Genomic DNA, 13,980 nt, shown 5'->3' on the forward strand with positions numbered 1-13,980 from the left:
AAATTATGTATTCTTTATTCCTTTGCGGTGTCTATGGATTCAGAAAGCAAATATTGTAAATCAATTGTCATATTATATCCTGTCAAGCATTCGCCCGTATCGGTATTAATCCAGTCGGTTGCGTTGGGCGTAAACTCCCATAATTTGTAATTTTCTACTGTGCGTACATTGGCTTCTTTGGTTTCCTGCGGTGGTAAGTTAAACCCAAAACGATCAAAGATGCGTTTCCCTTTCATAGCCGCGTTTATGTTATCCATTGCACGCGCATATATTTTCATTTCTTTCTTTACATGCTTTTTATTATTTGGATCGGGTTCTGTAAAAACCTTTGTGCCGTATTTTATTGTTTCTATTAAGTCGTGTTCTAAGTTTTCAACTGCTCTAAAATGCTGCCCTTTTTTTGAGCAATGAAATTGCCCTTTTCTGTTCCATTGCTTGCACCATTCCTGTATCAAATAAAGGGCGGTTTCTCTATTGGGTACAATTACATGATAATGCGGATTATATGTATTTTCTTTTGGATTGAAATTACATTCGAGTGACTTAATACCTACCAATCTCATCCCTTTTCCGCGGTGGTGTCGTTGTTTACACCTATCTTTTATTTTTGTGAATGCTCTTTTCATTCCATCAACTCTATTTTTAAGCTTATTCGCTTTTATAGTTTTTATAGTTAGAGTAACGAAATACGGATTTTCCCAATTTTTCAATACTGGATAATAGGTATTTATTTTATCTGCTTTGCGAATGGCATTACAAATGGTACAATAACGGGTTTTACAATAATTTGCGTGAAGCCTTTTGTTATGTTCTGTAAAAGTTGAACAGCAATGATAAGCATTCCAATATGATTTTACACGTTCGGTCGCTCCTTTGTCTTTTGCTACATCAATAAGGCTTAATAACAATTTGCGAGAAATTGTTTTACGTTGCGCTCTATTGATTAGTGATTCGTTACCTATCATTTCCGTACCATTGCCCGCTATTTGTACCTTGTGAGGTTTTTTGTTCTCATTAGCTGTCACGCTTTGTGCTAATGTATCAAGAAGTACTTTTGAGAATTATAAATCCATTGTAATTCACAGGTGCAATGCCTCCTATTTTAAATGGTGTGTGAAGCGATTTTCCAATCAGTTGTTAGCAAAAGAAGTAGAAACTATCAAAAAGTATATGAACAATGATAATTACAAACATTGGTCAAAATCTTCAATCTATTTAAAAGCGATAAGAGTTGAAGTGTTGTATTTCAACATTCTATAAATACTGCCGACTACTTGGGTTTACTGGCAATGCCAGATATAAAAAGTCGGATCATTATCATCCTATTAGAACAACAAAACCCAACGAACTTTGGTGTGCCGATGTGACGATCTTTAAAACCAAAGACAACGTAAAACATTATATACATTTTTTAATGGATCATTTTTCAAAGTACATTATTGGATATAAAGTTTGTAAAAGCTCTTCTGGTGAAGCTATTAAAGAGTTACTTCATTCAGCGTATGAGTTACACAAGCCAGAAAAACTACAATTTTTGACTGACGGTGGAAGTGAAAATGTAAATACAATTGTTTCCAATTTTATCAACTCCCCTGATGTTCCTATAGAACATATTATTGCTCAGAAGGATGTGGTATTTTCCAATTCTATGGTGGAAGCTTTGAACAAAGTGATCAAACACCAATTTCTGTTTCCACAGGAAATTACTAACGGAATTCGACTTCGTTCTATTCTCGATGAATCTGTTCCTATCTACAACGAAATACGCCCACAAATGAGCCTGAACGGAAATACACCCGAGGAATCTTTTCATGGAATTCCTAGCAATTTTGATACCTATAAAGCAGGTTTTGTACACCAAAAACAGCTAAGACGTATAGAAAACAAGAAAAATAGATGTAAAGGATGTCTATAAAACCAATTCACCAAACCAAAAAGAAAAAGGAAGCATCTTTTTGATACTTCCCTTTTTATAAATATAGTGAATTTTAAATAGTAATTTTTAACTCTCTCTATTTGAGTGATTTCCCATAAATGGGACAGTTTATTTTAAAACAGCCGTAGAGATTCCAGTGCTGTTTTTCAATTATTCATATCTAAAATTAAAGCTATGCCCTAATTTACACCATTACCCAACTTTATTTTCAGTAATTTTGGATTTTAAAAAAATTTTCTTCATAGTAAGTGTATCAACTAATCTGTACCATTATTCAAACTATCTATTATTTTTTTAAACTCCTCTTCAGTATAGTAATTATCTGTATCCCAATCGTTTTTGTGTTTTTCATAAGGAAATAAGTTTAAAAAATTTTTTTTCATTTCTTTACTCATATATTTTTCAGCAATGCTATATCCTAATTTATTAGTTATTAAAGCTTCATATATACATACATCTAGAATATTCAATACTAATTTATTTTCTAATTCAAAAATTGAGTTTAAATGGCTAAAGATTTTTTTTAATAATTTTGAATCATGAGCATTTTTTAGTATGTATGTACCTAACCTATCATAATCATTATAAATTAGATTTTCAAATTCCTCGTACTCTAAAAATTCTGGTACATCATCAGATAATTTCCCCAAATAGTATTTTTCTTTTTTAATATTTCGTTTTATCATAATATAGAATTAATTACTTACACTTTTGATTGCATCTTTTAATTCATTTATTAATTCATTTGCAATTTTTAAGTCTTCACTACTAAGAACTTCATTTTTATATTTTCCTTTTCCAGAAACTAAATCTTTTAACCCCTTCAATTTATCATGTGCCTTTTGCCAATGTCTTCCTCCGACACCCTCCTTTAAAACAGCAGCTGCAGTCCCTCCATTTCCAATAGAAGCATTTTTTCTATAAAGTTCTCCAAAAAAATCTTTTAAGTAAGGATTTTGGATAGAATTAGAAATAAATTCTCTAACACTTCCGATTATTTTGAATCCTAATGTTTTGCTCTTTTGCAGAAGCGAAACAGGATCACAGTCGCTATTATGTACTAAAACTTTTCGTTTAGAAACATAATAGGTATGAAAATCAGCTACTTCAAAATTATATACTCTATGTTCTCCTTTTTCATAAGTAATATTATCAATAATAATCTTACTACCGTCATAAAGCGTTAGTTCATCACCAATTTTTAAATCTCTAACTTCTACCCACTTACCACCAATAAAGAATGGGTGGTCTTCTGTTGCTTCAATTACTTCATCACCTGCATATATTTTATAGATGTGATCTCTTACTTTTACAAATGTATTGATAACTGGTTTAAGTTCAAGCTTCCTAGTTTTGTCATCAAAAGCCCAAACCAAATCACCTACTTTTACATCTTCAATATTTTTATAACCATCAGATGTGAGTACCTCTGTACCTGCTATAAAGCATCCACAAGGGCTTAGTTTTTTTGCCTGCTTAAACAAGCTAATAGCTTCATCTCCGTATTTGGTTACATACTTAGTGATTTTTCCTCCATCACCAACAATAGGAACTACCGCTACTATTGAATAAGCTGCATTTTCATAATCACCTTCAATAGTATAAAATAATGCGTTGGTTCCATCTGCAAACTCTCCTACAATTGGTACAATTCCTGCAATATCTAATCCTAAATGTATCCCATCATTTGTTAGACTTGCTAAGTCACTTCCTGCATTTAAGAACTTCTTTAATCTTTTAGATTCAGCTAAATCATATTCACTATCTGACATTTGCCCCTTACCATATCTAATTTGATTGTTAAATTTATCGGTTGTCGTTGCTTCAACCATATCTTTAACATCTTTACTAGTTCTTCGATAAAGATATTCTTTAGTAACATTGTAAAGAGCTTTGACTATATTGTATACTTCAAGTTCTGCGCCTTCAAGCTCTACTCCTAAACCTAATTTATTCTCTGAAAAAGAATAAGGAGAGTTCCAAGGGAAATCTTTCTTTAATGGGTCAGTAGCAAAAAATCTACCTAATCTAGGATCATGCATTCTAAATTTAAAATTATGCGAGTTCCCTTCACCCTTTAATTCATCATCTTTTTCTTGTCCTTGGAAGCCATATCTATAACTCTCATCACTTGCATGTCTTCCTGGAGTTAGCATTCCATACGGATAATAATCGTTATATGAAAGAACGTCTGGTAAGAAACCTGTTACTTCTTGGGTTTCAACCACGGTAAAGATAGCAAAATCTTTGATATAAAATGCTTCTATACTAGTATCCGTTGGATCTTGATGTGATTTTAAGAGACGAACCTTGTAGGTTCCCGTTACAGGTGCTGTAAATGTAAATGTCGTTTCGCCACTTTGTGTTACTAGTATGTTGTAGTGAGCAGTACCTCCTTCTTCAGTAACTTCAATTTTAATATCTGCATTGTAGTTATTCTTAATTATATCTGTAACTATTTGGTATTCGGTGTTTTCTACAAAATCTACTTGAAAATACGTTCCTGTATTGTTATTGGTTGTGGCACATTGTAAGTTCCCATTTAAAACCAATTCAACACCTTCACCATCTTCTACAAAACTTTCTAAATCACCAGCAATTTTATTGGTCTGACTTCCGTAGGCTACTACTTTTTTGTCAGAGATGACACTTAATACGTTTCCTAAGTGATTGGATAGTTCATAGGCCTTATCTCCAATATAGTTAGTGTTGTTAGTGTATGCCAACGGTCCGTTAACAAAATTTTCATAGTAGGTATTGTCCAAATAATTTGGAATTCCATCATTGTCATCGTCAGCTTGCCCTTCTACAGAAGTGAAAAAACCATCATTATCATCGTCAGTATCTAAATAATTTGGAATCCCATCATTGTCGGTATCAGTAGTTCCTTCTACACTTGTCAAAACACCGTCATTGTCATCATCGGTATCTAGATAATCTACAGTACCATCACCGTCTGAATCGTCATTGTCTACATTTCCATCTTGATTGGTATCTTCTAAATAATCATCGATTCCATCATTGTCTGTATCTGTATAGAAAGCATCTGGAATTGTATAATCGCTAGATATTGGATTACTTGTACTAATGGCATTCATTGCCACACCCTGATTGTTGGTTAGAAAATCTTCGTCTAGCATTGGGAAATAAATCGTTTCCGAATCACTGTCAGAAAAGTCAAAGTAATACTTAAAGTATGCTACATCTTGTGATACCAAGCCCGCAGTTCTATATATGAATCCGCGGCTTTGTCTGTTGATTTGTGTCAAAGCTCCTGTACTTGTATTGGATACAATGAGTCTATTAACATCGTCAGATGGAGAATAGGTAACTCCGTTAATGGTAATATTTGCATTTTCACCAAAGTAGTTACAATTTACTTTAAGACCTTTGCTTTGTAATTGCGCCTCACTGAAAATGTATGGAGTAATGTAGTATTTACTAGTGAAATATCCGTCTCCATTGTTTTTGACATCTTCATATTCTTCACGAATACGCATATAAAATGCATATTTGTTACTCGTTGAATTTTTAATCACATAAATACTTGCTTCTACATATTCATCATATTTCCCATCTCTTACATTAGCGTGACGCAAGATAGCTATCGGATTGCTTTGTTGATTGGTTTCAATTTTGAATTGTGTCTGAATATTAATACCTCTAAACTCACTTCCTACACCTGAATTCGTTGTTGGTTGATCCCAATAGAAATACGTATCAGCTGTAGTTCGCAACCCACTTTTTGTAAAACCTCCTGTAAACACTGGCACACCGCTTCCTGTTGTCCCTGTTTGTATTTCTGTTGGAAAGTTTTGATTTACGAGTGTTTTACCAACATTTTCAATTCCTAGGCGTGAACTTCCATATATATGATGTTCTTTTTGAATCATTTCTATGTCGAAATCGTACAGATTTCTTGAGCTCGTAACATCATAAATTCCTAATACATTTCCTTGTGCATCACGAGCATAAAAAGTGGTTTCTTTGTCGTTGCTATTTCCTTTTTTATAGGTTGATTTTCCAATTCGATTTCCTAATCCATCATAGTGGAATGCAATAACATTAGGAGTCCCTTTTGACATGTACGGCAATTTGTGCACTTCTTTTACTTTTCCATCAACTCTCCAAAAGATTTGTAATCCTTCTGTTTTATCCTCAATTAATTGTCCAATTTCGTCATATATGTAGTTATGATTGTTGGTATTGTTCGGATTAACATTGTAATTGTAACCGTAGCTTGTTAAGAAGTCTATTTGGTCTTCGATATCTGCACCAGTTTCGAATTTATCTGCGGCAGCTATTTCATCACTAACTATGGCTAACTTATTTGTTAGTTCTCCATTTTCGGTAATGTATTTGTACTCAAAATTATCCATGGTTTTGAGCACTCCATTTTCTGGCACATATCTTTGTAATGTTTGTAAGTTTCCGTTTTTATCAAATGTGTATGCTGACGCATAACTTTCTCTCGCCTGCAATGAATTCAGTGGTTTATCTGTTACTGCTTTGGAATTCATTGCTTTGATTCTATTTAATTGATCGTAGGTATAGTTATTTACCTGCGTCGTTAAAATATGTTCATTTTGATCTCGCAATGAAGTCATCATGGTTTTGATGTTTCCATTGTAGAGATTCTTGTCATTAGAAGCTACTATCGAAGTATTAGAAAGCTTAAATACATTTCCTGAAATAGTAGTATTGCTTGGTGTATAGTCACCATCGTAATAATGTAATGCGTATCCAAAAGCATCTTTTGCCATATTGCTCCGTGAAGCAATTCCATCATTACCAAAATCGTTGGTCGCATTAGCTAGGCTTTCACCATTTACCGATTTTAACCAACCTTGCAAGGTGTAGATATAATCGGTTCCTTGTACTTTTTTATCACCAATTTCTACTCTGGCTAATGGACCGTGTTCATAATAGTTGTAATTAGCATCCTGTTCCCAAACATTGCCATCTTTGGACGTATATGCTGAAACAATTCTGTTGTCAGCATCGTATTCATATTTATGGATGAATTGGTCAGGTTTTTCAGGTTGAAATATAACTTGATGGACATTTCCGCTAATTAAATCATATTCATAATGTACTCGCTTTAGGTGTGCTTCACAATCAAGAATAGTTGTTTGCTCTTCACAGTTTGGGAGTTTTAATTCCGTTATGTATGTAACTAATTCTTTTACATTTCCATGAACATCATAGTTATAGAATAATGCATTGTCAAACTTAGGTGTTTTATTTGGAGGGATTTCATCAAAATAACACACAGCTGTGACTCTATTAATACTATTAAACGGTGTATATGTCGCAGTGAATAAGTCTGAAGAATATACCGCTGTATTTGCTGTTTCTTCTACTAAAATTCTGTCGTCGTACGTCGTTCGAGTGACTTCTCTTCTGCGCATAGACTCGTATAAGTCATCAAAATTATTGACTCTAACTCCGCCATATAACAGTTTTCCTTCGTTTGTAATTGTATAGCTAGAAGCATTGTCTTCAATTTCACCAGCTTCCAAAATTCTTCCTAAGCCATCATATCTTGTGTAGCTATACTTTTTATGTGGAGTTGCATCTGCTTGTTTTGCATTTTGAGAAGCGATAATTCTTCCTAAGTCATCATAAGCAAATACTGTTTCGCCACCATCAGGTGTTTTTTGCCAAACTAATTGATTTAGCGAATTGTATTTGTATTGTGTTTTTAATACGTGTGCTGGTAAAATTGGCGTGGTAGTATTTTTGTTACGGAATAGATTATGCTCTTCTAAATCCATATCACCAAATTCAATACGATTGACTCCTTGCGGCGGTACTGTTTCTGTTAAATTTCCTGCTTGGTCATAATAGTAAAGTGTGTATTGATATTCTTTGTCTTTATAGGTAACATCAAATTTCTCTACCAATGCAGCTAAAGCTTGTGAAGTATAGTCTAGTTTGAATTGGTGTTTGATTCTTTCTATATAAGCATTATAATTATCAGCACCATACGCTTCTGAAATATTAATCGCGAATTCTCTACAATCACTCAAGTCATCATTGATGTTAAGATTGATTGTTGGAATCATTGGTTTTGGCGGACAAATTTCAGGATACTCAGCTAAGTAATAAATAACGAATTCACTCCATGTTTTATATGTTGGATCTTCAGGAGTTAAAGTATTTCCTGCATTGTCAATATAAGTTTTGTATGCCTGTATTACAGGTACATAACCTGCTCCGTTAAGATTAAAACCATAGTTTAATGGAGTTGCTCCAAACTCAGCAATGGTTAAGAAATATGGAGCATTAGTATCTACAACATCTGTTCCTCCAGCAAAGGTTTCTAAATAATCAATATAACCTTCTGTAATGTATTGATAATTCATATTATCAAAATACTCTAGTGTATGATGATTTGGAATTGTATAGTTTGGAATGTCACCTATTTCATTAGTATAACGTTCCCACATAACATCTCTGTCTACAGGAGTAACTGTTTGTGGAATACAGGTTGTACAAGGTTCCGTAAAAGAAGTATTTTCTTTTTGGAAAGTTGTTACGATATTTCTATGTGCCGTGAGTGGTCCATTGTTAGAAAGTATCGCTACCAAATCACAATCAAAATTTAAAGGAGATAAACTTGTATATCTTTTGTTTGGTGATTGATAAATTTCGCTTGAAGCAACTGCATTACTACTATATGGACTATTATAAAAAATTCCATATTGTGTAGGCATTGTATTAGATGGTAATCCGTACGGATCAACTCCAGTAAAACTTGCTCCATTGGCAATTCCGTTTTGCATTAACGCATCTGTCAGTTCTATGATTACAAAATAACTAGGTAATGAAATTCCTGTGTTTTTAAATTCTAATTCTATTGTATTTTGTAGATTGGTATTCACAGCAAATGGAGCGGTCCAAACAACAGAGTTATACGTTATTGAGATGTTATTGTGCAGTAATCGTGCATTTTTTGTAAAGAAATCCATCAATTCAGATGTAAAGAATTGTGATACTTCTTGCTGCGCATAGAAGTTCCCACCTGATAATACCGAATTCAGTAATTGTGTCATTCCTGTATTGAAAACTGTTTCATTTGTCTGAATTGCAGCAATACAATTAGCACTACTAGTATCACTGTCGCAAATATCGCCAATACCATCTTGGTCAACATCTGATTGATCAGGATTGTAGGTGTTTTGACAGTTGTCACAACCATCTCCAATTCCATCTCCATCACTATCTATCTGTAATGGATTTGCATATTTTAAACAGTTGTCACAGTTATCAAATACACCATCATTATCTAAATCAATTTTTCCACAATCTGGCGTATTAATATCAACACTTTCATCTCCATCAATATATGTACAGCAATCGTATGGTAATGCTGTAATAGTAGCCGTGAACGTGTAAGGGATAGAATGTCCTGTAACTGCGTAATTCACAATCGTTTCTATAACAATATTTGTTGTTCCTCGTACACTAACGTTATTGATAGCATAAATACCATTTTGAGATGGAATCACACCACTTGCTAAAGATTCAAAACTTATTGTTTGTCCGTTGTGTATAAAATCTGAAAAGTTAGAAAGCTCTACTACAGTATTTCCTGCAAGTGTAATGGTATAGTTTCCATTTGCGTTATTATTCCAAATAGCAGCACTATTTAAAGGATCATCTCCTAAAAACTCAGGAAGAAAATCATCTTCACTGTATGCTTCCACTGATTGTAGATTTACAGAAGTCCCAGAAAATGGCAACATAGCGTTCATCATATTCTTAATGCTCATTGCAAAATCCTCTTTGTCTTGACATGCTATATCATCGTTCATAACACCACCGTTTCCAAGTGGTTCTCCAATTGGAGTTCCGTCTCCGTATGTTGCTACATTATCCTGTCCGTCTACAAAGCATTCACCAATTTTAGCAATGGTATTTCCTGAAATGATAATTTCTGCAATTACATTGGTACTTCCTGGAACTACTACTTTAGCCGCCATGCTAAAATTAAATCGTGTAGGAGAAACTGCGGCATTATAGTTTGTATATGCAAACTGACTTACTTCACTAATTCTCCAAGTATTATTATAGTTGCTCCAACTGTAGGTTGGATCTTCGATTGTAAAATTGATAGGCAACGTTGTAGTTGTAGGTGTATCTACTGTGATGACAATTGCCAAATCTTGTCCAGTTTCTGTAGCTTCAAACTCAATTCCAGTATTAGGATTTGCTTGAGTTGTAGTTGTTCCTCCTAAACTTTCAAAAAGATTCATGCTAAGATAATTTCCTTCAAACGGACTAATATCTCCTAATAAGACTATGGAATTGCTATTTGCTTGTGAAATCTCGTTTGTGTCAGTAATAATTCCTTTAACAAAGGTTTCAAAATCACGCCCTAAAGGACATTGTCCTGAGCTTACATAGAATTGATATCCTGTATATTCTTCTAACTGTTGCCCAACTTCTGCTACAGTTTGATTTGAATCGTAGTTGTAATCTTCAGAGATAAATCTTTTTATTTTAGAAAAATACAGATTGGCATACACCCCACAAACGTTTTCATTAGCACCATTTGGCACTGAAGTCGGTCCAAAATTACTACCCGTATATTCGTTTAATCGCAATACGGGATTTCCAGGATTATCAGCATCTTCACCAATACATCCATTATAAGCATTTTCTTGAATAGCGTACATATTTGCCAAAGCACTTTTAACACGATCTCTGAAAGATAGATACATGCTCCTGTAAATAGGCCACACTTCTTCTTTCTGCTCGTCCGTCATGGCACTTACATTCACCGTACAATTTGCTTCAATACTGTTGCATCCAACCGTTAAAAGAGCATTGTACAGCATGGTTTGATTCGTGTTTTCATAATTATTCGTTACCGCTTCTAGAGCTACTGCAGTATGATAGGTGACCGTGGCGTTAGCAAAAACTCCGTTAATATCTTTAAATAAAGGATCGTTATCGACAATTGTGTTTAGAGAACTAGTATTTAAATAATCAGAAGCATCTACAGTTGAAAGTTGATTCAAGAAGTTTTCGTATCCATCAACATTCACTATAAAAGTACCGTTTGAATTGGTTAATTGCTTTGTAAGATTGCAAAGTTGATCTGAAAAGTGTGAATACACATATTCTGGATGAAATGCTACCAAAGATTCTGCCCATTGATCTTGCCAATAGGTTTCAAAGTCTTCTTCATTTAAGTTTTGTGGCTCAATCGCTACGAAACCAGCATTTAAAGGGTCTTCTACTGTGAGACCATACGTATTTCCTTCTATTGGAATCAATACTGTTACAATCTCACCATTAGCATCGTAATAATGATACGGATCTGCATATTTTGGATTGAAAGGCGTTTTCCAACTAAATCTCGCGGGCAAGCTTTGTCCAGATCCACTAGTGACATACAAATCTTCAATAAATGGATTTGTAAGAATATTGTTCACATCGTCAAAGATGCTCAATTCAGGTACTACATCAACTAATTCGTATTCGCCATTACTGTTGAGTTCACTTACTTTTTTACCATATTGCCCGACAAGTTTCATATCATTGATAAGTGTCTGAATGGTAACGTCACATGATATTGAATTCGTGGCTAAATCTGTAGCATTTGTATAGGTTGTGGAAACCATTCCGTCAGCAATACAAGGCGCCATACATGCTTCTACTAGTAAGTCATATTCACGTTGAAATCTTTCTCTTAATGCGTCTTCAGTTGTTTGGTCTAAGTTGTTATAGTATAGTATTTGGGTATCGACATAATCAGCTTGGTTAGTTCCAAGTGATTGTACACATTCTTCACAAGTTGGGAAACAATCTTCAATACTACCTGATACGTCAAAATCAGAAGGTTCTAAAATACAGCCATTGGTTTGTCCTTCAGTGATATAATCATCAGCATATTTATTAAGGGTTTCTTCGTTTACTTGAACCGTTTTATGAATAGCTAAATCGCCTAAAGGCGGTGTTATTGAAAATGATTCATCATGTGAGCCACTTATATCTTGATCATTAAATGTGAATAAGACATTTCCACATTCGTCTTTTATATCGATACCTATATCATAGGAAAAAGGGAATGTGATTTCTGTAGTTGTGAGAGTTGTTTCGTTTTCACAATTTGTAGTAAACTCTCCATTTACATTCAAATTATAGGTAAAAGCATGTGCTTCTCCATCTTTTGTTACAGTTCTAAATCCATCATATCTCAGTCCGTCGTTGACATTAAAATTTGGAAATCTTCCTGTATTGAAGTCAATGTTATTATCGATATCCGTATCAGCGTCGTTTGGATTTACTTTATTTAATAAATCAAGAGTGGTATTTATATGTAAACCATTTTCTTCTTCTGGTAAACTGTCAAGTGATTCAGGATTGTCTGCTGTTAATGCTGTTGCAATGGTTCTTCCTTGCGGATCTACATAGCTTACACTTACTTGTCCGTTAGGATCTACTACGGTGTTTTTTTTGTAATACGAATCCCAACCAATATCAGCTCCAAAAAGACGATCTAATTCTTGTTGAGAAGGTTTGGAATAGAAATATTTCATTTCGTGTCCAGAACCTAGTTTATGTGTAACACCCACTCCACTTTTTCTTTTGATACGACCTGTATTATCTGGCGTGTATTGAATTTGAGAAAACGGATAATTTTGCGCATCTGGAACGGCATCGTGAAATTCACTAGTGCCCGTATAATTAGGAGAGTAGTACTTACTGGTTCCTGAGGTATTTTTCATTCCATCCACCTCTATATCGCAGTTAGTTGTATTGTTTGTGGCATCCCAATCAAAATCCATATGAGAATATTTTATTTCATTCATATTCACATTATGGTTGGCGTAGTATCTTATTTCATTACTCGTAGTTGGCGCCGGTAAAATTTCAATACCAGGCCGTCCTTGATTGTCATATACTACTTCACCTACAATAGCATTATCGTCAGTATTAATCTTAGTCACTGTTTGACGATTTCTCAGTGTTCCATCAAAATAGCTAACAACTTCTTTCTTTTTACCTTCTTCCGCATAACTGGCTTGAAACTGCCAGTTCTTATTGTCTTCATGTCCAATTACAGTTTTGTGTGCCCAATCAGCTACTGTTGAGGTTGTTGTTCCTGTTTGACTCCAAGGTCCATAAAAGTTTGTGGTGTAATCATCAGCAAATCTCCCTACAGCTCTTACTCTATAAATGATATAACCACTATCGTAAATATCTGAAATTTCATAATGAGTGTTTTTCGTGTTAATTCTGGTACTGTTTCTTTGAAATTCTTTTTCGGTTAATGAAACAGTATTTGGTGTATTTTCGTAATTATCAATCCAAGTCCATTCTACATCATACGAAATAGCACCAGCCACAGGATTCCATGAAAGTTTGTACTCACTCGTATTTTCGGCATTCTCAACTAGTTCGAAAACTGTAGGGGCTGGACTGTTTGAAATATCAACTACATAAACTCCATTGAATCCTAATTGGAGTTGAATATTTTCAGGAACTTCCAAAACAGTTGTATTGGTATCATGATAAGTAGTCGAGTAGCCTTCAACTTCTATTTTTGCACCATAACGATTCAAAATTTTATGATATACTTGATCTGCACTATTTCCCAAATTAGCATGTGGTTTGAACTCAACAGTTAAGGTTTCATTATAAAAATCATCCAAATTACCATCAGAAAGCACAGGATATATTTTTAATTGCAATTCAAAAGAGTAGTGTCTAAAAGGTGCAATATCATTATTGACTTTCAATAAAACATGAGCTTCTGGATTGTAAATTGTATTGTTAGGAATGTCTAAACCAGCAGCTTTAAAAAGAGGAATATTATACGTTGCATAGTTTTCGATAGCTACTTTGTCGTATACATCACTCTGCTCAGCTACTTTTGGAATAGTTCCTTGTGCTATTGCTAATGAATATGTACAAAATATACTCATCCAGAGTGCTACTTTGAATATATATGTTGATTTCATTATTTTCATGTGCTTGTATTTTTTGTGTTCCGTAATGGCTACACTGTTTTTATAATGTTATGGAAT

At 34.0% G+C, this 13,980-nt stretch carries 4 protein-coding genes; 1 reads left to right on the forward strand and 3 read right to left on the reverse strand.

From position 1 onward, the window contains the following. Positions 1 to 14 precede the first annotated feature (14 nt). Entirely contained in the window at positions 15 to 965 is a 951-nt protein-coding gene (locus tag AA088_RS10715) for a protein rep (protein ID WP_162199686.1), read from the reverse strand. Between the two features lie 266 nt (positions 966 to 1,231). On the opposite strand from AA088_RS10715, the gene AA088_RS10720 reads away from it, so the two are divergent. After that, positions 1,232 to 1,915, forward strand: coding sequence for a DDE-type integrase/transposase/recombinase (locus AA088_RS10720; RefSeq protein ID WP_082106709.1), 684 nt, complete (start codon positions 1,232 to 1,234; stop codon positions 1,913 to 1,915). 278 nt (positions 1,916 to 2,193) lie between these two features. Here the strand turns inward: AA088_RS10720 and AA088_RS10725 are convergent, their stop codons facing one another. Together AA088_RS10725 and AA088_RS10730 are read right to left on the reverse strand one after the other, a co-directional pair. Then, on the reverse strand, positions 2,194 to 2,622 hold the full coding sequence (locus AA088_RS10725; RefSeq protein ID WP_046745008.1) for a DUF7674 family protein: 429 nt from the start codon (positions 2,620 to 2,622) through the stop codon (positions 2,194 to 2,196). Between the two features lie 9 nt (positions 2,623 to 2,631). After that, positions 2,632 to 13,923, reverse strand: a complete 11,292-nt coding sequence (locus tag AA088_RS10730) for a polymorphic toxin-type HINT domain-containing protein (RefSeq protein WP_157547150.1) — start codon at positions 13,921 to 13,923, stop codon at positions 2,632 to 2,634. Positions 13,924 to 13,980 lie beyond the last annotated feature (57 nt).

The sequence above is a fragment of the Kordia zhangzhouensis genome (assembly GCF_001005305.1).
In the GTDB taxonomy this organism is placed as follows: Bacteria; Bacteroidota; Bacteroidia; order Flavobacteriales; family Flavobacteriaceae; genus Kordia; species Kordia zhangzhouensis.

Excerpts from the sequence above, each read along its gene's own strand:
- AA088_RS10715 (WP_162199686.1), bottom strand. The coding sequence starts at position 965 with ATGATAGGTAACGAATCACTAATCAATAGAGCGCAACGTAAAACAATT.
- AA088_RS10725 (WP_046745008.1), bottom strand. The coding sequence starts at position 2,622 with ATGATAAAACGAAATATTAAAAAAGAAAAATACTATTTGGGGAAATTA.
- AA088_RS10730 (WP_157547150.1), bottom strand. The coding sequence starts at position 13,923 with ATGAAAATAATGAAATCAACATATATATTCAAAGTAGCACTCTGGATG.